Source organism: Cytobacillus sp. Bac17, assembly GCF_024519925.1.
Classification (GTDB): Bacteria; Bacillota; Bacilli; order Bacillales; family Cytobacillaceae; genus Cytobacillus; species Cytobacillus pseudoceanisediminis.
Map to the genome: position 1 here is coordinate 46,295 of NZ_JALJRC010000005.1, position 23,170 is coordinate 69,464.

The 23,170-nt window shown below is 41.9% G+C and carries 20 protein-coding genes; 17 read left to right on the forward strand and 3 right to left on the reverse strand.

Features of this window, described 5'->3' with window-relative positions; all coding sequences use genetic code 11:
- Positions 1–4 precede the first annotated feature (4 nt).
- Together NR125_RS09190 and NR125_RS09195 are read left to right on the forward strand one after the other, a co-directional pair.
- A complete protein-coding gene (locus tag NR125_RS09190; protein WP_256815120.1) occupies positions 5–1,270 on the forward strand; it encodes an ABC transporter permease in 1,266 nt (421 codons plus the stop codon).
- Positions 1,270–2,373, forward strand: coding sequence for an ABC transporter permease (locus NR125_RS09195; RefSeq protein ID WP_256815122.1), 1,104 nt, complete (start codon positions 1,270–1,272; stop codon positions 2,371–2,373). Before NR125_RS09190 ends, NR125_RS09195 begins: the two co-directional genes overlap by 1 nt.
- 269 nt (positions 2,374–2,642) lie before the next feature.
- Here the strand turns inward: NR125_RS09195 and NR125_RS09200 are convergent, their stop codons facing one another.
- Positions 2,643–2,990: a hypothetical protein gene (locus NR125_RS09200; RefSeq protein ID WP_192908810.1), complete on the reverse strand. Its 348-nt coding sequence runs from the start codon at positions 2,988–2,990 to the stop codon at positions 2,643–2,645.
- Positions 2,991–3,371: 381 nt separating this feature from the next.
- Between NR125_RS09200 and NR125_RS09205 the strand changes: the two genes are divergently transcribed.
- The 8 genes from NR125_RS09205 to NR125_RS09245 all read left to right on the forward strand — a co-directional run bounded on the left by NR125_RS09205 (position 3,372) and on the right by NR125_RS09245 (position 13,649).
- Entirely contained in the window at positions 3,372–4,367 is a 996-nt protein-coding gene (locus NR125_RS09205; RefSeq protein WP_256815124.1) for a thiamine pyrophosphate-dependent dehydrogenase E1 component subunit alpha, read from the forward strand.
- Positions 4,368–4,431: 64 nt separating this feature from the next.
- Positions 4,432–5,460, forward strand: a complete 1,029-nt coding sequence (locus NR125_RS09210; RefSeq protein WP_256815125.1) for an alpha-ketoacid dehydrogenase subunit beta — start codon at positions 4,432–4,434, stop codon at positions 5,458–5,460.
- 18 nt (positions 5,461–5,478) lie between these two features.
- On the forward strand, positions 5,479–6,693 hold the full coding sequence (locus NR125_RS09215; RefSeq protein ID WP_256815126.1) for a dihydrolipoamide acetyltransferase family protein: 1,215 nt from the start codon (positions 5,479–5,481) through the stop codon (positions 6,691–6,693).
- A 15-nt stretch (positions 6,694–6,708) separates the two neighbouring features.
- A complete protein-coding gene (gene lpdA, locus NR125_RS09220; protein ID WP_256815127.1) occupies positions 6,709–8,088 on the forward strand; it encodes a dihydrolipoyl dehydrogenase in 1,380 nt (459 codons plus the stop codon).
- Positions 8,089–8,102: 14 nt separating this feature from the next.
- Entirely contained in the window at positions 8,103–9,161 is a 1,059-nt protein-coding gene (locus NR125_RS09225; protein ID WP_256815128.1) for a 2,3-butanediol dehydrogenase, read from the forward strand.
- Positions 9,162–9,352: 191 nt separating this feature from the next.
- On the forward strand, positions 9,353–11,236 hold the full coding sequence (locus NR125_RS09230) for a sigma-54-dependent Fis family transcriptional regulator (RefSeq protein ID WP_256815129.1): 1,884 nt from the start codon (positions 9,353–9,355) through the stop codon (positions 11,234–11,236).
- Between the two features lie 607 nt (positions 11,237–11,843).
- Entirely contained in the window at positions 11,844–12,743 is a 900-nt protein-coding gene (gene purU / locus NR125_RS09235; RefSeq protein ID WP_256815130.1) for a formyltetrahydrofolate deformylase, read from the forward strand.
- A 417-nt stretch (positions 12,744–13,160) separates the two neighbouring features.
- Positions 13,161–13,649, forward strand: a complete 489-nt coding sequence (locus tag NR125_RS09245; RefSeq protein ID WP_256815131.1) for a DinB family protein — start codon at positions 13,161–13,163, stop codon at positions 13,647–13,649.
- A 96-nt stretch (positions 13,650–13,745) separates the two neighbouring features.
- On the opposite strand, the gene NR125_RS09250 is transcribed toward NR125_RS09245, so the two are convergent.
- On the reverse strand, positions 13,746–14,216 hold the full coding sequence (locus NR125_RS09250) for a DinB family protein (protein ID WP_113881654.1): 471 nt from the start codon (positions 14,214–14,216) through the stop codon (positions 13,746–13,748).
- Positions 14,217–14,513: 297 nt separating this feature from the next.
- Here NR125_RS09250 and NR125_RS09255 point away from each other — a divergent pair, with 297 nt between their 5' ends.
- Positions 14,514–14,711 (forward strand): hypothetical protein, encoded by a 198-nt coding sequence (locus NR125_RS09255; RefSeq protein WP_372675457.1) that lies wholly within the window; start codon positions 14,514–14,516, stop codon positions 14,709–14,711.
- A gap of 99 nt (positions 14,712–14,810) precedes the next feature.
- Here NR125_RS09255 and NR125_RS09260 read toward each other — a convergent pair whose 3' ends face one another.
- The gene (locus NR125_RS09260) at positions 14,811–15,368 is read right to left on the reverse strand and encodes a helix-turn-helix domain-containing protein (protein ID WP_256815137.1); all 558 of its coding nucleotides are present in this window, start codon (positions 15,366–15,368) and stop codon (positions 14,811–14,813) included.
- Positions 15,369–15,481: 113 nt separating this feature from the next.
- Between NR125_RS09260 and NR125_RS09265 the strand changes: the two genes are divergently transcribed.
- The 6 genes from NR125_RS09265 (at position 15,482) to NR125_RS09290 (ending at position 23,115) form a co-directional block, all read left to right on the forward strand.
- Entirely contained in the window at positions 15,482–16,078 is a 597-nt protein-coding gene (locus NR125_RS09265; protein ID WP_256815138.1) for a LysE family transporter, read from the forward strand.
- A 166-nt stretch (positions 16,079–16,244) separates the two neighbouring features.
- Positions 16,245–17,822 (forward strand): helix-turn-helix domain-containing protein, encoded by a 1,578-nt coding sequence (locus NR125_RS09270; protein ID WP_256815140.1) that lies wholly within the window; start codon positions 16,245–16,247, stop codon positions 17,820–17,822.
- Between the two features lie 111 nt (positions 17,823–17,933).
- Positions 17,934–19,118: a metal-dependent hydrolase family protein gene (locus tag NR125_RS09275; RefSeq protein ID WP_256815141.1), complete on the forward strand. Its 1,185-nt coding sequence runs from the start codon at positions 17,934–17,936 to the stop codon at positions 19,116–19,118.
- A gap of 148 nt (positions 19,119–19,266) precedes the next feature.
- A complete protein-coding gene (locus tag NR125_RS09280; protein ID WP_251174602.1) occupies positions 19,267–20,682 on the forward strand; it encodes a sodium:solute symporter family protein in 1,416 nt (471 codons plus the stop codon).
- A gap of 26 nt (positions 20,683–20,708) precedes the next feature.
- Complete coding sequence (locus tag NR125_RS09285) at positions 20,709–21,839, forward strand: M24 family metallopeptidase (protein WP_256815143.1); 1,131 nt, start codon at positions 20,709–20,711, stop codon at positions 21,837–21,839.
- Positions 21,840–21,909: 70 nt separating this feature from the next.
- Positions 21,910–23,115, forward strand: a complete 1,206-nt coding sequence (locus NR125_RS09290; protein WP_256815144.1) for a metal-dependent hydrolase family protein — start codon at positions 21,910–21,912, stop codon at positions 23,113–23,115.
- The last annotated feature ends 55 nt before the right edge of the window (positions 23,116–23,170 follow it).

A 23,170-nucleotide genomic window follows, 5' to 3' on the forward strand; every position in this document is an offset into this window, starting at 1 on the left:
AAAAATGGGCGCTTTTATTAAAAAAGATCTCCTGGTTTTCTGGAGAGACCGCAAAGAGATCTTAATGGCATTATTGCTCCCCATCCTGATCATTGTGATCTTGAATTTTGCCTTTTCAGGCCTTTTTAAGGATGAAAAAGCGATGCAAATAGATATTTCAGTGGTGCAGGAGGATAATGTGAAGAAGGGGAAGGAGCAATTTGCAGCTGCTGTGGAAGCGAAGGGATTATCACCTGAAGAGAAAAGTGCAGTACTTGCAGGAGCAGATCAGCTTGATCCTGTAAAGCTTATTCATGATTTTCTGAACAGCTCAGATTTGAAGGAATTTGTGACTGTAAAGGACTTCAGTGAACAGGAAGCAGCGGAACAAGTGAAAAACGGGGAACTGGATGCGATTATTAAAATTCCAGAAGGGTTTACGTTTGAATCGTTATCCGGTGTTCTATTAGGGGAAACATCTCAGGGGTCCGTAACCATTTTAGCCGAGGAGGAATCGGCAGAGGTCAGCACCCTTCAAGAGGTCGTCCATACCTTTATTAATACGGTAAATACGCAGTTTGCCCTTGGGAGTCAAGGAGGCCAGGCCACGGCAGAACCGATATTGCCAAAGGGTGGCAAGGAAGTGGTTGAAGGCGATGATGGTTCGGATGCATATACCATTTCCCAATACTTCACGATCGCAATCGGAACCCTGTTTGCCTTATTTATGGCTCAAACGGTTTCGTTAAAAACGATGACAGAAAAGCGGGAGCAGGTGTTCAATCGGATTTTATTAACGAATAGCCATCCGTTGTCTTTCTTAATTGGGAAAACGGTATCCGCTTTTATTCTCGCCATTCTGCAATTCGCGATTACCCTGACGGTCGTTCAATTGGTGTTAAATGTATTTCCGGATAAATCATTCACGTTTTGGGCGGGATTAATGGTTGTCCTGATCGCATTTGCCTTAACGGTAGGGGGACTTTCCGCTTTATTTACGGCTCTAACACTCCATCTAAGCGACACCAACGCAGCAAGTGGTATATCTACCCTGGTCATTATGGGGTTTGGCGTCCTTGGCGGCAGCTTCTTCCCGCTGGAAGGACTTCCGGACCCAATTCAAAAAATCGGCGAATGGACACCGAATGGCCTGACACAGACAGCCCTTATTGAATGGGTTCAATATAGTCATTTCAATGACTTGCTATTCCCTATTACTTTTCTTCTGGGTGTTTTTATCATTTGTTTTGCCATCAGTGTGTCAATCTTTCCAAAAAGGGGGCGAAGCTGATGTATCCAGTGTTTTACGCTCAATTTCTAAAGGACAAACGAAAGCCGCTCCTAATCCTGACATTTATTGGCCTGAGCATCTTAGCTACCCTCATTTTCGGAAACTCTGCCTGGCAGACGAATACCACTGTTTCTGTGTTTGCCTCCGGGCCAAATGCCGAGGAGATTGAACAAAAATGGGTAAAGTTATTAAATAAGGATAATGAAAATACCGAATATGTTATATCAGAAGAAGGGGAAGCACGTGAACAGGTTAGAGAGGGAAAAAGAGATGTTGCCATTCTATTAATGGAACAGGATTATCGCTTAATAACCGCATCCGATATGCCCAACATCCAGCTGATCGAGCAGGAGGTTCATAAAGTATTTACGGAGGAAGCACAGCTTCAGGCGATTGCAGGCTCTGCTGATACAGCTGAATTAAGAGAAGAAATCGATCACTACCTGGAAAAACCGCCCCTGACCGTTAACACCAAAAGCGTGAATGGCGGAGAATTGACCAGCCATAACATGGGGACCCAGCTGCTGTTTGGCTTTACCCTGTTTATTGCCATGTTCACCATTGGATTTAAGGTTAATGGCATAAATGCGGATAAAGTCAGCGGGGTATGGAACCGTCTGAACCTATCACCAGTAAGTAAAACCAATATGTATACCGGTCATCTGCTGTATAGCTTTTTCATTGGATTTTTTCAAATGGCCGCTGTTTTTCTGATATTCGAATTTGTCATGAACTATGAAATAGGGCCGCTTTCCCTTATTCTGACGATTGCCGCCGTGTTTACATTTAGCAGTGTAAGCTTGGCTATGCTGGTTGCCGGCTTGACCAAAGCGCCGGAAAAGTTCAACATGGTTTATCCATCTGTTATTCCGATTATCCCGATTATCAGCGGTGTGTATGTGCCGCCGGGTGTAATGGATAATCCGGTATTCACCTTTATTGCTGACCTTTTCCCTATGGGTTATGCGCTTGAGGCGATGATGGATGCTGCTCTTTTTGATGCAGGCTGGAGTGATATTCTGCTGCCGGTTTCGTTTATGCTGCTGATTGCCGTTATCTATATGGGGATTGGGATTAATTTAGGGGAACGGGGCAGGAGGTAAGCATGGGCTGGGTTTCGCTAACCCTTTAGCTCTCTTCCTTATGAATAGAAATTAAAATAGACAAATCGGGACATTGTCTCGTTTTGTCTATTTTTTGAACGTTTTTTCACAGAATTGCCAGTATTATTGACTTCTTTTTTTTGGTACGAATAAAGTAGATGAAATAAATTTTCCAAGGAGTCTGCATCTTAGCTTTCCTCTTGCACCAATTCATAACTTCAATGACAGAGTGGCCAGGTTTCAGGGAATCCAAGAGGATTACCGTTAAATTACGACAATTTCCAAGCAGGAATTAATGAGTGGAAGTTAAAAAAGTAACTCATTATGATGTGAATGACAGAATACAAAGCTAATGTTGTTATATAGGTAAGAAACCAAATAGGCAAAGGTTTTTTCATAAAAAGATAGAGCAGAAACATCCCAACAGGAAAAGGAATTAAAACAATTAACCAGATGGGGGCACCTAATGCCTCCGTAATGGATCCTAAAGACACTACTGAAGTACCGATTATGAATGCTGCTAGAACAGAAATAGCATTCTTTGTAAGGATACTGCCGAAAAAATAAGACAATGAAGTAAGAGATACAGCTAGAATAAAACTAAGAAAATAGTTCATAGTAACCACCTTTGAATTTATTACTAAATTATACCAAAAACACCAAAGGTGAAATGTTTTATTTTAGTAAATATTTTAAGCAATTTCATTTATTTTTTTTCTCAGCTCTATTAGCAAAAATCAACTGTTAAAGCCAAAGAGAAATTAGAACTCGAAGCCATGATGGATGCTGCTCTCTTTGGTGCTGGCTGGCTTCTTCCGTCTGTAAAATAGAAATCCTTTTTAGTAGAAACATAAGTAGACAAATCGAGACACTGTCTCGATTTGTCTATTTTTTTCGAGCAAAATTATACAAAATTGCTGAATTTAGCGGCTTACTATCTTGGCACGGTTCTTGCAATTAATTTAGTTGAAATCTATTTTTCCAAGGAGGCTGAAAGAATGAAAGCATTGGAAAGCAGTAAAGATGTAGCTTTATCAAAGGAGAAAGCCCAGTGGATGTATCAAAAAATGGTTGAGATCCGTCAGTTTGAGGATCGAGTTCATGAGCTGTTTGCAAAGGGAATCCTGCCGGGATTTGTTCATTTATACGCAGGTGAGGAAGCGGTCGCTGTTGGGGTTTGTGCGCATTTAAATGACAAGGACAGCATAACAAGCACCCATCGCGGACATGGGCACTGCATTGCGAAAGGCTGTGATTTGGATGGGATGATGGCTGAAATTTATGGAAAAGTCACAGGGCTATGTAAAGGAAAGGGAGGTTCCATGCATATTGCCGACTTTGATAAAGGCATGCTTGGAGCCAATGGAATTGTAGGTGGAGGATTTCCGCTCGCCTGTGGTTCAGCACTAACAGCCAAGTATAAAAAGACTGATAATGTAAGCGTTTGCTTCTTTGGTGACGGTGCCCAGAACCATGGGACCTTCCACGAGGGAATTAATCTGGCTGCGATCTGGAAGCTTCCTGTTGTCTTTGTTGCTGAAAACAATGGATATGCGGAAGCGACGCCATTTTCGTATGCATCGAGCTGTAAGTCCATTGTGGACCGGGCAATTGCCTACAATATTCCTGGCATCAAGGTGGATGGGAAGGATGTTCTGGCTGTATACCAGGCTGCTGAAGAAGCTGTTCAGCGGGCAAGACGCGGGGAAGGTCCGACACTGATTGAATGTGTGACATACCGGAATTATGGCCATTTTGAAGGGGACGCCCAAACCTACAAAGCAGATCAGGAAAAAGCAGAGCACAAGCAGGATAAAGATGCCATTCTCCTCTTTAGAAATCATTTGTTGAATGAGCAGCTGCTTGCTGAAAGGGAAGTTGAGGCAATTGAAGAATCTGTTGAGGCAGCAGTGAATCAGGCTGTAAAGTTCAGCGAAGAAAGTCCCTATCCGAATGCATCTGAGCTGTTAACGGACGTATATGTCTCTTATTAGTTATAAGAGTATACAAGACAATGTTTTGACTAAAGGACACTTTAAATAAAAGGAGGAGTCTTTCATGACAAGAAAGGTAAGTATGTCAGGGGCGATCAATGAGGCTATGAAACTGGCGATGCGCAAGGATGAGAATGTCATTCTAATGGGTGAGGATGTTGCCGGCGGAGCCCAGGTGGACCACTTACAGGATGAAGATGCATGGGGCGGTGTGCTCGGGGTCACGAAAGGTCTTGTCCAGGAGTTTGGGCGGGAGCGGATTTTAGATACACCGATTACGGAAGCGGGATATATGGGAGCTGCAATGGCTGCTGCATCTACCGGACTGCGTCCCATTGCCGAATTAATGTTTAATGATTTTATCGGAAGCTGCTTGGACGAGGTTTTAAATCAGGGGGCAAAATTCCGTTACATGTTTGGCGGAAAGGCCCAGGTTCCGGTCACGATCAGAACGATGCATGGCGCCGGATTTAGAGCCGCTGCCCAGCATTCTCAAAGTTTATATGCACTATTTACTGCAATCCCTGGTGTGAAAGTGGTCGTTCCATCAACCCCATATGAAGCAAAGGGATTATTGCTTGCGGCAATCGAGGATAATGACCCTGTCATCTTTTTTGAAGACAAGACCCTCTATAACATGACAGGTGATGTCCCGGAAGGCTATTATACGATTCCAATCGGCAAAGCAGATATTAAAAGGGAAGGTTCAGACGTGACGGTTGTAGCCATAGGGAAGCAGGTTCATACCGCATTGGAGGCTGCCGAACAGCTTTCTCAAAAAGGAATTGAAATTGAAGTTGTCGATCCGCGAAGCCTTTCGCCATTGGATGAAGAAGCGATTCTTTCATCAGTAGAAAAGACAAATAGACTCATTGTGATTGATGAAGCGAATCCTAGGTGCAGTATAGCGACAGATATAGCCGCACTGGTGGCTGACAAAGGATTCGATTACCTTGATGCACCAATCAAACGGATCACAGCTCCTCATACTCCCGTACCATTCTCTCCGCCGCTTGAGGATCTTTATCTGCCAAAAGCAGAACGAGTGGTGAAAGTGGTATCGGAGTTATTAGGAACACCTCTTGAAGTGTAATGGGAAGGCGGGATAACCATGTCAGTAGAAGTTGTAATGCCAAAATTGGGAATGGCCATGAAGGAAGGAACGGTATCCATATGGAACAAGCAGGTCGGGGATCGGGTTGGAAAAGGAGAACCGATTGCAAGTGTCAGCTCGGAAAAAATTGAAATTGATGTAGAATCTCCAGCAGAAGGAACATTATTGGAAATTGCCGTTCCTGAAGGGGAAGGAGTCCCGCCAGGAGCTGTTATTTGTTATATCGGCAATCCTGGTGAAAAAATTGCTCCGGTGAGTGCCTCTGTACAAACTGAGGAGCCTAAAGCAGATGCTGAATCTCCAGAGAAGAGCAAGCAGGTGAAAACCGGTGGAGACCGCGTAAAAATCTCTCCAGTAGCCAGAAAAATGGCAGAAGCGGGCGGCATCAATATTAGTGAAATCCAGGGCACAGGACCTGGAGGAAGAATTACAAAGGAAGATGTCCAGGAAGCTTTGAAACAATCCCGTGTGCAAAAGGCAGAAGAGAAGCAAATGGATAAACCCGCCTTGGAATCAGCTGAACAGACCCAGGAAATGAAGGTTTCTGGCATTCGAAAGGTTATTGCAGGCAGAATGCATGATAGCCTGCAGCAGACCGCACAGCTGACGATGAACATGAAGGTGGATGTGACGGAATTAATCTCATTGCAGAAGCAAACAGCCGAAACGGTCCAAAACCGTTATGAGAGTAAACTGTCGGTGACTAACTTTATCGCTCGGGCTGTGGTGCTTTCGCTTCAGAAGCATCCGCAAATGAATAGTGCCTATATCAATGAAACAATCCATTTATTTAAGCATGTGCATCTTGGAATGGCAGTTGCTATTGATAAGGGCTTAGTTGTTCCAGTTATTCGCCATTCTGAAAAGTGTTCGCTCATTGAATTGTCAAGTAGCATTAAAACGTTGGCACAGAAGGCAAGAGTTGGGCAGCTGAGCAGCGAGGAGATGCAGGGATCTACCTTTACGATCAGTAATCTTGGCTCTTACGGTGTGGAACATTTTACCCCAATCTTAAATCCGCCGGAATCAGGGATCCTTGGGGTCGGCGCAGTCTATGATACGCCGGTTTTTAAGGGGGAAACACTAGAAAAAAGAAGCATCCTGCCTCTCAGTCTGACGTTTGACCACCGTGTCCTTGATGGAGCACCGGCAGCAGCGTTTTTACAAACAGTCAAACAGTTTTTGGAAGAGCCGGTTACGATGCTTTTATAGAAAGAAGGGAATGCTTTGGGATCGATCGCCATTATTGGAAGCGGACCTGCTGGATATGTAGCTGCCATTACGGCTGCCCAGCAGGGACAGGAAGTGACCATTATTGACCAAGGGCCTCTTGGAGGAACATGTTTAAATGAAGGCTGTATGCCTACAAAATCTATGTTAGAAAGTGCTGAAGTGTACAGTCAGCTATATCATGCCAATAAGTTTGGAATTCATCTGCCATCTGGGCAAATAGAAATTGATTGGAATGCAGTCCAGGATCGTAAAAACAGGATCGTTTCAACTCTTGTTCAAGGGATTCAATATTTAATGAAGAAAAATAAAGTGAAGGTAATTAAAGGAACGGCCTCTTTCAAGACAAGTAAAGCTCTGCAGGTTGTGAGCAATGGAAATCAGCAAGAAATGAAGGCCGATAACATAATCATAGCGGCAGGTTCCGAACCTGCCCCATTGCCCTTCGCCCCCTTTGATGGAGAATGGGTGATTCATAGCGGCCAGGCAATGTCACTTCAGTCGATTCCATCCTCGCTGCTGATTGTCGGCGGTGGTGTAATAGGCTGTGAGTTTGCCAGTATTTTCAGCAGAATGGGCACAAAAGTGACCATTGTCGAGATGGCGGGTCAGCTCCTTCCAGGCGAAGATGAGGATATCGCTGGTGTCTTACATAAACAGCTTGAAGAAGACGGCGCAGCGATTTACACTTCTGCTGCTCTCAAGCATTTGGAAGCAGCCCGGAAGAAAGCGTTCATTGAAGACGATAAGGGACTCCATGAAATTCAGGCAGACCGGGTTCTCGTTTCCGTTGGCCGCAAGCCTAGAGTCAATCACTTGGGTTTAGAAGGTGTAGGGGTTGACTTTTCCCATCAGGGGATCCATGTTAATGACCATATGCAAACAAACATCCCTTCCATTTATGCATGCGGTGACGTAGTCGGTGGAATTCAGCTTGCCCATATGGCTTTCCATGAAGGAAAAGTGGCGGCTTTAAATGCCTGCGGAATGGATGCTGTAGTTCATGCCAGCGCTGTTCCCCGCTGTATTTACACATCACCTGAAATCGCAAGTGTTGGCTTAACAGAAAAGCAGGCGAGAGAAAAATATGGTGATATCAGAATGGGTGAGTTTCCATTCTCGGCAAATGGCAAGGCGCTAATCGCCAATGAACAGGCTGGAAAAGTAAAGGTTATGATCGATCCGGAATTCGGGGAAATCGTCGGAATTTCCATCGTGGGAGCTCATGCAACAGAGCTTATTGGGCAAGGAGCTGTCATGCTTCATGCAGAATTGACAGCAGACCTGATGGAAAATTTCATCGCCGCCCATCCAACCCTTTCTGAAGCCGTTCATGAAGCGCTGCTAAGTGCTGTTGGTCATGCTGTTCATGTATAAAAGGGGGGATTTGATTGAAAGCTGCTCTTTGGTATAACACAAAAGATATCCGTGTGGAAACAATTCCTGAGCCTTCTCTTGAAAAGGATCAGGTGAAAATAAAGGTTTCTTATTGTGGCATATGCGGGTCAGATTTGCACGAATATTTGGCCGGTCCCATTTTTATCCCAGTAGAAGAACCCCACCCCATATCGAAGGACAAGGCGCCGATTGTCATGGGTCATGAGTTTGCCGGGGGGGTCGCTGCCGTTGGGGAAGATGTAACTGGAATAGAAGTGGGGGACCGCGTGTGCGTAGAACCGATTTACAGCTGCGGTACATGCCGCTCTTGCCGGAAAGGACACTATAATGTTTGTGAACAATTAGGTTTTATCGGTCTCTCCGGCGGATTAGGCGGCTTTTCAGAATACAGTGTGTTGCCATCTAAGATGATTCATAAAATTCCGGACCATATGACATGGGAACAGGCAGCTCTAGTTGAGCCGGCAGCTGTTGCCGTTCACGCTGTCCGCCAAAGTGACATGAAGATTGGGGATTCAGTCGCTGTTATTGGAACAGGGCCAATCGGTTTGTTGGTTATTCAAGCAGCTAAGGCAGCTGGTGCAAGTAAAATCGTTGCAGTCGAGGTTTCCCCGGAACGAAGGGATTTTGCAAAACAGGCTGGAGCAGACCTTGTCATGGATCCTTTAGAAAGTGACCCCATTCAAGCCATAAAAGAATTTACTGATGGGCTTGGAGTTGATGTTGCATTTGAGGCAGCTGGCATCGAGGCTGCTATTCATACCGCAATTGAATCGACAAAACCGGAAGGGAATGTAGTGAATATCAGTATATGGGAAAAACCTGCCAGCATTCCGGTAAACCAATTTATTTTAACAGAGAGAAAGATGACTAGTATCATAGCTTATCGAAACATCTTCCCGCAAGTTATTCAATTGCTTGCGAATGGGCAAATGAAAGCAACAGAGTTCATCACAAAAAAAATTTCCCTTGATCAAATCGTTACTGAAGGGTTTGAAGCACTCACGAAAAATAAAAACCAAATTAAAATATTGGTAGATCCATCATTATAAGATCATTTCAGGCTTCGTGCTAATGCGCGAAGTTTATTTTTTTGAATATTCATAATAAGGAACCGCTGCTTATTGAAAGCGGATACATAATTTAATATAATAAACTTGAAAAATGCCTATTAACACTTAGAGACTCATGTTCAAATGAAATAAATGTATGCCGGAAAATTTTTCTGAATAGAGGGGGCTCCATGGATACTACTTTTTATTTTGATACTTGGAAGCGATTTGTTCATGAAGGTGTTCTTGACCAATCACGATTAGACAAACGAATTTTGGAATCCTGGTACCGATGTAAAAAAGAAAGAGTAAACCCATATTTGAATAAAGGCATGCATTTATTAACTGAAGAGGAATTACATAATAAGAAAGCTCAAAATTCACTGCTTATCGAAATGACTGACCCGTATTTAAAAAAGATGGAACCGATGATAAAAAGTTCTGGCATGATGGCATTATTGGTCGATCCTGATGGATATGTATTATCCCTATTAGGGAATGAAAAAACCTTAATGGATGCCAGCAAAATTAACTTTATGGAAGGCGTACGCTGGACTGAGGGCGCTGTCGGGACCAATGCAATCGGAACGGCATTGGCAACAAAAGAAGCAGTCATGATTCAGGGCCCTGAGCATTATTCTGTAGCTTCTCATCAATGGAGCTGCTCTGCCACTCCCATTATGGACGACCATGGAAGATTACTTGGAGTCATCGATGTTTCATGTCCCGTAGAGCAATCTCACCCTTTTATGATTGGCATGGTTACTTCCATTGCTTATGCGATTGAAAAAGAATTAATTAAGAGATCCCACAGAAAAGAAATCACAATGGTCCGGCAAGCATCCCAATTAGCTGAGACCCATCACAGCCAGCTCTTCATTGTATGTAATCAGAACAAACAAATCATATCCGCGAGTAAACCCGTCCGTGAGAAAATACCGCAGGTCATTGGAATGAATCTGCAGGAATTACTGCATAACAGATACCGGATCAAGTCTGAAATGCCCTTCTATACAAAGGAAGACAACTGTCTGAATGGAATCTGCCTTTTCCTGTCTGAAGTGAATGTGCCTCATCAAAAAGCTTGCTTCCTTCCCTCAAGACCAGCAGACTCCTTTGTATTTAAAGGGGAATGTGGAGTAAGTGAGATTTTCCAGAACACTTTAAAGAAAGTAAAACTCGTTGCTCCAACAGATGCTACCGTATTTATCTCAGGGGAAACGGGTACAGGCAAAGAGTTGATTGCAAGGGCCATTCACGATAACAGCCCTCGCAAAAGCGGCCCTTTTATCTCGTTGAATTGCGGCGCTATTCCTAAAGACCTGATGGAAAGTGAACTCTTTGGGTATGCAGAAGGGGCTTTTACCGGGGCAAAACGTCAAGGAAATAAAGGGAAATTTGAGCAGGCTCAAAGGGGGACGATTTTTCTTGATGAAATTGGTGAAATTCCTCACACGATGCAGGTAGCTTTACTGCGTGTCCTTCAGGAAAGGAAAGTCACCCCTATTGGCGGAACCAAAGAAGTTCCTTTGGATGTCCGGATCATAACGGCGACACATCGTGACATTACTGACCTTGTAAAACGGAGAGAATTCCGTGAGGACCTCTATTACCGTTTAAATGTATATCCAATCGATGTTCCGCCCTTAAGAAATAGAAAAGAAGATATCCCGCATCTCATTAAGCATATTTGCCAAAAGAACAATTGGAGCATAGGCAGCATAGACATCCAAGATCTGATTACCAGATTAAGAGACTATGACTGGCCAGGAAACATAAGGGAATTAACCAATTTGATCGAACGGCTGCACATCATGCTCCCGGAACAACAGTCAGACTACACCATTTTAGAACAGCCTCCAGAGCTATTAAACTTGAATTATTCTTCCGCTTCAGCGAATCGGTTTGAAGAAGACAAAGTGGAAGAAACAAGCTTAAACACACGTGAGAAAATCCAAAGGGATTTAATGCTGGACGCTTTAAAACGGACAAATGGAAATGTAACAGCAGCTGCAAAATTCCTTGGCATTCCACGAAGTACTTTTTATAAAAGGCTGAAGAAGTTTGGAATGTGATTATGAGAAACTAAGGACGGTTCTTTTGCTTTCAGGAAGAAAGCTAGGGAACCGTTTTTGACATGTATCTGTATGATGGAAGATTCCATTGGACTGCCCAAGAGGTGCAAAACTCTCGGTGTGTTTAAGAATTCACTCACCGTAGGAGGGCACCTTTATTATTTGCAGGATAGACACGGTCCCTTCTCTGTAAGGTCGAATCCAATCATTAACCTATTTAATCTTAAGGCTGTTTTCGCAAAATGGTGAGACCCCACAGGCGCTGCGAGCCGAGGAGGCACACCGCCCGCCTCGTGGTTCGCTGAGCATCCTGGAGCGGAAATCTACCTCTCCTCACTCTTTGTTTTTTAATCACAAAATCATAAAAAACAACAATCTTTTAGATAAAAAAGAGCTGCCGCTTCTTCGAGTAGCTCTTTCGTAGACATTCCACTCGAAGAAATGCAATGTCTGTCCATTCCATTGAAAGGGCTGGCACCAAGATTTCAGCTTTACTCCATGTTTACTATCCCATAAACCCAAATAAATAACTTTATAATAAAAATATGCTTTTAAATTCAAAACAATAAGTCTATTATAGTTATTAAAATTAAAAAAGGAGATTCATATGAATTCATCTATTCAAGAACAACTTCAAGTATTTAGAGAAAGTCAAAAAAACAGAGGGCGGCTGCTTATCAATTGTCCTGATCAACCGGGCATTGTGGCTGCTGTATCCAGGTTTCTGTTCCAGCATGATGCAAATATTATTGAATCGAGTCAATATTCGACAAATCCAGAGGGTGGAACCTTTTTTATACGAATCGAGTTTGAATGTCCTGGTTTACAGTCGAAGGAAGAAGAGTTGAAGAGTCAATTTAAGGAAATCGCAGTAACATTTTCAATGGAATGGAAATTAGCATTTGTTTATGAATTGAAGAAGACAGCTATTTTCGTATCAAAAGAACTTCATTGTTTACGTGAGCTGTTATGGGAATGGCAAAGTGGTGATTTGCTTACCGACATCGCTCTTATTGTGAGCAACCACGAGGAAGCAAGACAGATTGCAGAATCCTTGCATATTCCATTCTTTTACATACCAGCAAGTAAAGAAAATAGAGAGGAAGTTGAAGAAAAACAGCTGCAGCTTTTAAAAGAATTTGATATTGACTTAATCATCTTAGCAAGATATATGCAAATTTTGACGCCAGCCTTTGTTGGGGCTCATCCATTCAAGATCATTAATATCCATCACTCTTTCCTTCCTGCATTTGTTGGTGCGAGGCCATATGATCGAGCCCATCAGCGCGGAGTAAAAATAATTGGGGCAACGTCTCATTATGTTACAAACGATCTTGACGAAGGACCAATCATTGAACAAGATATCAAGCGTGTTGACCACCGGGATCATATAGATGATCTAAAAAAGAGCGGACGTTCTATTGAACGAAGTGTTCTTGCCAGAGCGGTTAAATGGCATTTAGAAGACCGGATTATTGTTCATGAAAACAAAACAATTGTTTTTTAAGGAAAAGGAGCAGTGCCTGTCCCTCAATTTAGTAATGCATTTTCATGTGATCTGCCCCCTGTCAAGTGGACAGTGTAAATAATAAAAAAGCTTTAGGGTGCTTTAGCTCTATATCATATAGGGCTAAGGCCGTTTAAGTGTTTTGGACTTTCTGCTGAAGATTTACCGAAATCAAATGGCAAGAACTTGTACGACGATTAGACGAGGGATCAGCTTAGCGGCAAAATGAGATTGAGGCAGGCACGGAATCAAAATTGCATGAACAAATCCCCCATTTTCCTGTAGACGCGCTTTGGTGGGGGGCGTTATCAAATTTGTGCACACATAACACTAATCATATTGGACAGATCATCTATATTCGAAAAGTCCAGGGGTTCAAGGCAAAGTAAAGAGTAGAAAGAAAAGAGGACGGATACAATGGAGCGGAAAGAATATGAATGGGTCAAAGAGAATCGAGAAGTGCTTTTGGACTTTTGCAGTAAAATGGATCCAAAAGATTTTACGTGTGAAATGGGATTCGGCTGGCAGAGTGTGCGTGACACACTTGTTCATGTAGCGAATTGTTATCATGGCTGGCTAGGATCATTTGTTTTATTAAAAACGAAGAAGCCTATCACGCCTAGAGAAAACATTCCGACAATCGGTATCGAGGAAATCAGGACACTATTTGAAGAAGCAGATGCTTATGTGTATGAAGTTCTTGAGTCATTTTCTCAAAAAATGGATGAGTCAATCGTGCAGCCTATTCCTTGGAGAGAATCAACTGAGGAGATTTCAATGACTCCTCGAAAACTGTTCATGCATACTGTCACTCACGAATACCATCACAAAGGACAGATAATGGCGATGGCCCGCCAGTTAGGGTATGAACCGCCAAATACAGATGTCCTGGGGACGAGAGAGTAGATGTAGATAAGAAAGGATGCCCAATGGTGCTTTACGTAATATCGATGGGCACCCTTTGTCACTTTTAAGACTAAAATTAAAATGATCTTTTCTTTTTTAGTTCTTTACTCCTGTATGATGAATAACCCGTTCCATCGCTTGAATATGCCCCAAATGGTTTGCCTCATGAAACAACGCAAATTCGGCTAATTCACCAAAGGTTTCAAGTCCCAAAAATGGTTTATCCAGCTTTTCATTTAACCGTTCAGCTGGAATTTGCTGGATTCGGGCCAATTGATCCTTCAGCTGGATAATGAGCTCATCTGCTTCAGGTATATCACCTTTCCAATCAGCCGGCTTTGTACCGTTTCCAAATAATTCAATATAGTTTGCAGGGATATGGGTCGTTTTGCGGGGAAAGCCGAACATAAACTGTTCACAGACCGTTAATACATGGCCAATATGCCAATGGATCGTGTTGTTAAAACCGTCTGGCTGTATACTTGCTACATCCTTTGATACTGACTCGATCTTTTTAATAAAATAACCTCTTGTCTTCTCAAACTGTTTAAACACTAGTTCATTCATTCTTTTCTCCCCTTCCAAATATTCTCATCTGTTAATATACCAAAAATCCGGAAAGATTAGGAGTGTCAATGGACTGAAAAATTGATTATTGTTTTCTTTTATATACGGCGAAGGTTTAGTAAATGGCAGGACCTTACATCCAACCAATTATAATGTCACTTACACAACGTTAAGCAAACCAGTAAGCTTTTCTGTATCAAACCGGTTGATGATATGCTGTGGGGAACATTAACCGATTCCTATATACAGTTATTAGCCGTAATCAAAGAATTGAAATTGGATTAGGAAGTCGTCAATGTGAATGGTGGAGCAATCGCTCTGGGACAACCAGTTGGAACAAGTGGAGCCCGAATTAGTTATTCTCTGGCGCTGGAGATGAATGAAAGGGTTGTGAAATATGGGCTTGCGTCACTTTGTATAGGCGGTGGGCAGGAATTGCGCTATTACTGGAAAAACCTTAGAATACACACTTTATTGGTTAAATACACAGTATGAGAAAGACAAAAGGAAAGCAGCCCCGGGAGGCTGCTTTTTTGCGGAAGGGTTTGTCAATTTAAGCTTTCAGTTGGATTTACGCCAATCATAGCAACGCATTTATTCTGCCGGATAAAATAAAATCATACTGACACGTGCCAAAGATTTCCCTGAATTATGATAGGTATGGGGCCGATCAGCTTTAAATCTGATGGAGTCACCGCTTTCTAACGTATATTCATCATTATTCACCCGTATGGTGATTTCCCCATCAAAGACCACAATCAACTCTTCGGTTCCCTCGATATGTGGTTCAGCGCTAAGGTATCCACCTTTGTCGATTTCGACGGTATACACTTCAAATCGCTTATCGTTTTCGAAAGGAAAGTAAGGGTATACCCGATACCTGCCATGATCCTCTGATAATGTCTGAATTTCCTTCTTCAAAACAACTTGAGTATCCGGCTGCGGATGATTAATCAGGGAGGTAAAAGAGATCTTTAGACCATTTGCGATCTTCCAAATGGTTGTGATGGTAGGGCTTGATTCACCCCGTTCAATTTGGCCGATCATCGTTTTGCTTACTCCCGTTAATTCGGCCACCTTCTCTAAACTTAATTTTTTGCTTTCTCGAAATGCCTTTAAATTCTTAGCAAGAATTAAATGAATTTCCTCCATAGCTGCATTCCTTTCATCTGTACAATATAACGTCCATAATATACAATATGTAGTAAATCGTTATATTGTCGTTTCTGTACATTATAACATACACACAGAGGAGGAAAGGAGTTATGTCATTTTTATCTTTTTTCTTATATGTTTTTGTTACCAGCTTTACGCCAGGTCCAAACAATATTATGGCCATGGTATTCGCTAACCGGTTCGGTTTAAGAAATACGATTCGATTTTGTTTGGGCGTAAGCGCAGGGTTCTTTGTCATAATGATACTTTGCAGCTATTTTAATCTATTGCTTCATCAATTCATTCCAAGGGTTGAATTAATCATGACCATCGTTGGGGTCATTTATATGCTGTTTTTGGCTTATAAAATCATGACAAGTAAATCGGATGACCAGAACAATAATGATGATAAGCATAACGGCTTTTTTATCGGGATGCTTTTACAATTTATTAATCCAAAGGGGATTTTATATGGGGTTACCGTTATATCAACCTTTATCCTTCCATACCATACCTCACATACGAGCCTGATATTCTTTTCCATTTTCCTTGCATTTGTTGGTTTCCTGAGCACCTTTTGCTGGAGTGTTTTTGGATCCATATTTCAATCCTTCATTACGAAGTATAGAAGTCAGTTTAATGTGATAATGGCTTTATTGCTGGTGTATAGTGCCGGGTCGATTCTTGTGGGGTACTTCATTCGGTAAATGATTGAGCGGTCTTAATAATGGGGTACAGCCAAATGCTGTACCCCATACATGTTCAGTAGGTTTTATCCATTTTATTTATCATAAGTTGCCTTTATAATATTATCTAACTATTGAAAGAAATAAGAAATTCATAGATAAGTATTTATCCAAAGGGGGGAATCTTATGATTACAGTCAAAGACTTTGCTGATGTGTTAGAAAGGGATCATATTTTGCTGGTGAGCGGCGGCAGGCAAAATATGAATAGAGAGATTGCCTATTTAACCAGCATGGAGCTTACAGAAAAAACATCCCGTATGAAAGAAAAAGGGTTTGTTATGACTACGTTTCATGCATTTAAAGATGTGAATCAAATGATTAGCCATTTAGAATGGATGCAGGAGATCGGAATCAGTGCAATTGGTTTTCATACAGCAGCATTGAAAACAATTCCAAAGGAAGTTATTGATTACTCCCATACCCATTCTTTCCCGCTTTTTGAAATCCCCCAAGAGGTCCCTTACTATATCATCCACGAAAAATACAATAAGCTAGTTAATCAAAGGGAAAATGAACAGGCTTCGAAAATCCATAAATTAAATGAAAAACTGATGGAAATTGTTCTGCTGGAAAAGGATTTAAATTCGATTGTAAAAGTAATAGGAGAATATATAAACAATGTTGTGTGCGTATTAGATCCGTATTTTGATTTGATGGCATATTGGAAGACGAAAGAGCAAACCAGAGATGAGATTAAGCACCTGATTAATTTAATCATAAACCAGCATAAAGAGAACGTGTTAAAAGTGCGCTTCACCAATCGTGAAACCAATATAGCAGTGAAAATGGATGGTCTTGCTGAACAGAATTTCAAGGTAGCCCCGCTGTTTTCTAAGATGAACTTTCTTGGATATTTGATCATTTGTCAAAATGGAACGGCGGATAAGTATTCAGAAGAGGTCATCAGGAATGGTATTCGTGCTTTAAGCTTAGCTGCTTATAATAAAAATACATTGCTCCACTATCAAAAAAGCAAAGATATCGAAATGCTTGAAGGTATTTTTCAAGGTGAGTCCGATGATAAGAGTCTATCTGACTTTTATATGGATCTTAAGAAGGTAAGATGCATTTTCCAGGTACAATCCTCCTCTCCGGAAACACTTCAGTCAAAACTTCAAATGCTTTCTGAGAGTTTAATAGAAAATGAAACAAACTCCCGATTATGGATTTATAACAGAAAAATTGTCGGGGTGATTGATTCAATTTTAGACAGAGACAGGTTAGCAAACATGCTGACAGATTATCCAGGAATCCGTATCGGTGTAAGTGCGATAGACGAGGTGAACCATTGCAGTAAATTGAAAGCGATGTATGACCAATCATCTGTTGGATTGCTGCATGGCCAAATCCATGATGAACAATTGGTGTTTTGGGATGAGATGGGGATTGAAAAAATAGCCTATAACTTACAATCCCATCACTTGTTTCAAAACTTTGATGAAGAATTACTGGGTCCATTGTTTGCCTATGATCAGGAAAAAAATGCTTCCTTAACTGAAACGCTGTATACATACTTAAAACATTTTTTCAATCTGCAAAAATCGAGCGGTGAATTATTTGTGCATCCAAATACGGTAAAGTACAGATTGCAGAAAATAAACGAAATAATGCAAGTAGATATTCAAAATCCATCCAATTATTCCATGCTGATGCTGGCATTTTCCATACATAGCTATAAACAGAAGGCAGATCAATTTCAATAGAGTTGTTTAAAAGAGACAAATTACTGTCTCTTTTTTGTTTGTAGTGTACAATGATAAAAAATCTTTCTATTGTTATGATTTTGAATAATCAAACAATAGGAGGGCTTTACAATGCCGGCAAACACGAAATGGATCTTAATAAATGGCAGCATTATTGACGGGCTAAATGATGAGGTGGTGGAGAATTCATACATTAAGGTTGAAAATGGGAAAATTACAGAGGTGCAGCGAGGGGAGCCAGGTGAAACAGAAGGGTTTGAAGTCATTGATTGTACCGGAAAACATATACTTCCCGGCCTGATTGACTGTCATGTACATCTCGTTTGGAATGGCAGTGCAGACCCGCAATCTGTCATAAAAAACGAAGAAAATGACAGAATCGCTTTAGAAGCCTACAAGCATGCATTAGATACACTGAAATTAGGAGTCACTACGGTAAGAGATTTGGGTGCACCGGATCGCACTGTATTACATGTAAGGAATGTCATTGATTCCGGCTTGCTTGCAGGACCTACCATTATTGCTTCTGGAGCACCTATTTGTATGACAGGCGGACATGTTTATTATTTAGGCTATGAATCGGACGGGCCGGACGAAGTCCGCAAGAATACTAGAAGGGTGCTTAAAGAAGGGGCGGACCTGGTGAAGGTGATGGCAACGGGCGGTATTTATACGAAAGGTGAAGAACCTGGTTCCGTCCAATTAACAATTGAAGAACTGAGTGCTGCAAAAGAAGAGGCACTTAAGAAAAATAAGAAGGTCTCCGCCCATGCAGATGGAATTGAAGGAATCATGAATTGTTTAGAGGTCGGGATTGACACAATTGAACATGGAATTTACGCAGATCGTCAGGCTCTTGAAATCATGAAAAATCAGGGAACCTTTTTAGTGCCGACAATGGCTGTCATGAGACAGCTTATTAGCAGCCCGGACATTCCGGCATATGCTCTTGAGAAAGCGAAGCAGGTAGTGGGACCGCATTTCTCTATGCTGCAGGAGGCTGTTCAAATCGGAGTGAAGATTGCGACAGGTACTGACTGTGGCTCTCCATTAACCCCGCCCCGCTATTATTATGATGAATTAGCGATTATGCATGAAGCGGGAATGTCGGAAATGGAAGTCATCAAAGCATCTACGATTGTTGCCGCTGAATGCCTTGGGATTGAAGATCAGCGCGGCAGTATTTCTCCAGGAAAATTTGCCGATCTGCTGATTGTAGACAGCAATCCTTTAAATGATTTAAATAGTTTGCGGGGAAATAAGCTGGTTATGAAAAATGGTGTTTTGGTCAGCTGAAGTCTTCACGATGCTGAAACGGAAACTGCAACGGGGCTCTGCAAGTACGGGGTCTCCCTTGGATACCATTAAATAGGAAACATGGATCGCTGTTCCAGGATAACTGCATTAAGCTTTCACGCAGCCTTATATAAAAATAGTAAAAGGAGTGAGCTTATTGAACACTTATTTAGTTGCAGTCATTCTTTATCTGATTCTAATGGCGCTGATTGGTGTGTATTTCGCAAAAAAATCGGTGAAAAACAGTGATGATTTCATGGTTGCAGGACGAAGCCTGCCTCTATTCGTTGTAATGGGTACTCTTCTTGCAACGTTTGTCGGGTCTGGAACTGTCGTCGGCGGAGCAAGCTTTATTTACCAATACGGACCGTTTGCCGCTATTTTTAATCTGTCAGGCGGAATTGTTGGAGCGATCATTCTGTATTTTATAGCTTCTAAAATCCGCCAGATTGAAATCTATACAGTACCAGATCTTTTGGAACGGCGCTTTGGAAAAACAGCACTTTATATATCATCCGTTATTATCATCTTTGCCTTTGTCGGAATAACAGCTTATCAGTTTACAGGCGGAGCCTATGTGCTGCAATTAACTACCGGCATTCCATTGGAAGTTGGAGCCATTATTATGTGTGCACTGGTTATCTTTTTAACCGTAAGCGGCGGTCTATTTTCAGTTGCGTATACGGATGCACTTAGTGCCATTCTCATTATCATTGGCTTTCTTTTCGGGGTTCCCTTTGCATTGAATGCTGTTGGGGGATTTGAAGGATTATCTCTATCTTTGCCTGAAATGAATAAGACCTGGAATGGCGGTTTATCATTTCCTCAGCTTCTCGGCTTCTTCCTGCCATTGTTTTTACTCGTTTTGGGTGATCAAAACATGTACCAGCGATTTTCCGCTGCAAAAGATCCGAATGTAGCCCGGAAATCCACGATCGGATTTTTTGTTGGCAGTGTGTTTGTCATTAGTTTAACCATCATCTTAGCAACTACCTCCATTGTGCTTTTTCCGGACATAAAACCCGATACAGCCATTTTATCCCTTGCGATCGATGGTGTACCCCTTGTAGTCGGATTGCTTATTCTCTGTTCAGCCGTTGCCTTTATTATCACAACAGCCACTTCTTATCTGTTATCAGCATCAGGAAATATCGTTAGTGACTTAATCCAGCGCTCAAGTAAAAGCAAGCTATCAGAGAGTAAACTTCTATGGTACAACCGTGTCATTGTCGTGATTTTAGGGGTACTTGCGTATGTATTAGGGCAATTCTTCCCAAGTGTCCTGGCCATCCAAATGTATTCGTATACGATGTATGGAGCGTCCTTAACTCCTGCCATTCTGGCAACCGTATTATGGAAGAATGCGACAAAAGCAGGCGTCATCAGCTCCATGATTGTGGGTGGTTCTGCAACTATGATCTGGGAAATCGGTCTTGACCGGCCTTTAGATTGGAATAGTGTGCTGTTTGCCTTGCCATTGTCCGTTTTAACACTCATTATTGTCAGCCTGGCAACCAGAAATAAAAATGTATCAGCAGACCTTACGACAGATCATACAAGCTAAAAGGATTTTAAAAGGAGTTGGAAAGCGTGAATTCAACGAAACGAATCAATCGATTAAAAGAGTATATGAAAGAACAAGCCATTTCTGCTGTATTTGTCTTTAATCCTGACCATCAATTTTATTTAACGAATTTTAAAGCTTTAATTTATTCACGGCCCATCATCTTTCATTTACAGGAAAAGACAGCCATGATTGTTCCTGGCCTTGAAGAAACCCATGCAATGGAACATTCACATGCAGATGATGTGCTGGTCTATTATGAGCATCCTGATGCTGGCAGGGATGAGACATCACATATGGAGCATATAAGTGCATTGGTAAAACAAAGTCCTAAATCATCAAAAATTGGTGTGGATTTAGCCTTTATTCCTGGTGAGGTTCTTCTCTATCTTCAGAAATCAGGCTATCAGGTAGTTGATGTCGGGCAATTCATTTATCAAATGCGATTTATCAAAGATGAAGATGAAATTCACATGCTGGAGCAGGCCGGACAATTAGTGAACCTGGCAGTAAGCAAGTCATTAGCGCAAATTCAAGCGGGAACTACAGAAATGGAAATAGATGCAGCTGGAAATTCGGCCCTGTTTGAAGCAACTGCGGCCCAATATCCTGATTCAGTTATTGATGTTGTGGTTATGTCGCCTTCAGGATTAAAACGAAGCATCATGCCGCACGTCTTTTCCAACACAAGAAAAATTGAAGCGGGAGATGTCATTATTCACAGCAGACAGGTTGGGCTAAATGGATATCGTGCTGAATTAGAGAGAACCGTGATTGTCGGGAAGCCAACATCCCAACAGGAAAAGGCTTTTCAAGCTGCTATAGAAGCGCAGCAGCGTGCGATTGATTTTATTAAGCCAGGTGTAAAGTTTTCAGAGGTAGATGGTATTGCCCGTGAAGTGTTTGAAAAAGCGGGACTGGAAAAATATGCGATTCACCGTACCGGACATGGAATAGGTGTATCAGCTCATGAGCAGCCATTTTTGCGTTATGACCATCATGATGTGGTAGAGGAAGGAATGGCATTCTCGATTGAACCCGGGATTTATATACCTGGGGTTGGCGGTTTTAGACACTCTGATACTGTTTTTATTACATCTGATGGATGCCGATTAATTACAGAATATCCGCGTGATATGGAGTCGCTGCTTTTCTAAATCATATATCAAACGAGAAAGGGAGAAGTATTGTACTTCTTCCTTTTAAAAGTGATAGGAGGAACATGTGATGGAGTTTGTAATTTCGAATGTGCAGCTATTATATGGTGAAGAATTGGAATGTAAGAAGGGTTTAGCTCTTTTGATAAAGGATGGGTTGATAAAAGATATTATCCCTGAATCCCAACTGCCGGCCACCGTGAAAGTCATCGATGGAAATGGAGGGTTTCTAGCTCCAGGTTTGATAGATTTACATATTCATATGATGTGGGACGGTTCATTGAATCCGGTTCAAACTTCCGAAACAGAAGGCTATGAGCAGATGCTGATAAGGGCTGTTGCCAATTGTCAAACCTATCTCCATCACGGTATAACAACTGTCAGGGACATTGGCTCCATTGATGATATTGCTCTGCATGTGGCAAAAGGGATCAAAAGGGGGCTCATTTCAGGTCCTGATGTCATAGCCAGCGGAAAAACATTAACCATGACAGGCGGGCATGATCCGTTCTGGGCAAGATTTGTCGATGGGAAGGAAGAGGCGCTAAAAGGTGTGCGAGAACAAATTTTTAAAGGTGCTGAAGTGATTAAAGTAAGTTCTACTGGCGGGGTCTACGGAAGAATAGAAGGGGAACAGGTCGGCAATGCGGAACTTAGCCTGGAAGAGCAGGAAGTCATCTGTAATGAGGCGCATCGTTTTGGTCTCAAAGTTGCGTCCCATGCGATTGGTCGTGATGGAATACATAATTCGATACTTGCGGGAGTCGATACGATTGAGCATGGCCATTTTCTGGATGATGAACTGGTTGCCTTAATGGAAGAACGGAATACCGCCTGGATTCCAACATTGTTCGTTTATAAGCAAATTGCTACTCAGGAAGGGATCCCTTCTTATGCAAGAGACAAAGCAGAGGAAATCGTCAGCATTCATCGGAATGCATTTGAATCCTACTTTAACCGGAATATCGTAATTGGGGCGGGTTCAGATGCGGGTTCACCATGTACATCTCACCGGGCGCTGCTGGATGAATTGTATACCATGTATGAAATGATTCCTGATGCGAAAGAGGTGCTAAAAACAGCAACAGTAAATGCCGGAAAAATTTTAGGACATGACGTTGGGCAAATTAAAGAGGGCTACAGGGCAAATCTGATTTTACTTAAAGAAAATCCGCTTGAGTGCCTGAGTAATTTAGAAAATATAAAGATGGTTGTAATCAGGGGAAAAGTTCTCATGAAGTATACAAATAATAACCTGGAAATGATAGCGGAATGAGTAGTTTCTGAAGGAAGAGTTTTAATGATGCAAATTTTATCTAGTAAATTATATT